Origin of the sequence: Agrobacterium sp. MCAB5 (assembly GCF_052114365.1) — a bacterium.
Lineage (GTDB): Bacteria > Pseudomonadota > Alphaproteobacteria > Rhizobiales > Rhizobiaceae > Agrobacterium > Agrobacterium tumefaciens.
Map to the genome: position 1 here is coordinate 1 of NZ_JBFREP010000182.1, position 537 is coordinate 537.

1 protein-coding gene is annotated in these 537 nt (G+C 50.3%); it reads right to left on the minus strand.

Annotated elements, in window-relative coordinates; translation table 11 throughout:
* A partial coding sequence (locus AB4Z23_RS28105) for an exonuclease domain-containing protein (RefSeq protein ID WP_441361260.1) occupies positions 1 to 485 on the minus strand: 485 nt, incomplete at its 3' end.
* Positions 486 to 537 lie beyond the last annotated feature (52 nt).

The following is a 537-nucleotide window of genomic DNA, read 5'->3' on the forward strand; positions in this document are numbered from 1 at the left end:
TCCTTATACCATCGACGGGACGGACGACTTCGCCACCTGTACCCTCTGCTTTTGAAGAAGCCTCGCAACTCGAAGGGGGATGACACCTCTATGATCACACGGGTTTGACGCGCCGAGGTGAGCAGCAGCTGCAAACCACACTTGTTGACGTCCTTTTGCTGCATAGAAAGAACGTTCAAGAGCGCATAGCAATCCTCCAAAGCCCGGTGCCCGTAATGAAATAATCCGCTCTGATAGAGTAAATAACCAAGTTTCACGCCTTCATAGCCTAGGAGCCTCCATGGGATTTCAGTTGCGGAGCACGCCCAGGCTTTATTTTTGAACGAGGAGGAAAGTTTCTCGCACATAGGCCGATCAAAAGCGGCATTGTGCGCGATGATCAAGCTCGCGCGATTCACCAGCTCATCTAGCCGAGTGAGGTCAATCTTCTTTCCTTTCAACATCTCCGCGTTTATGCCTGTGATATTAGCGGCATCCTCGGACATTGGTTTATTAGGCTCTCTCAAACCCTCGAAAATCGCGATCACACGTGTAAAT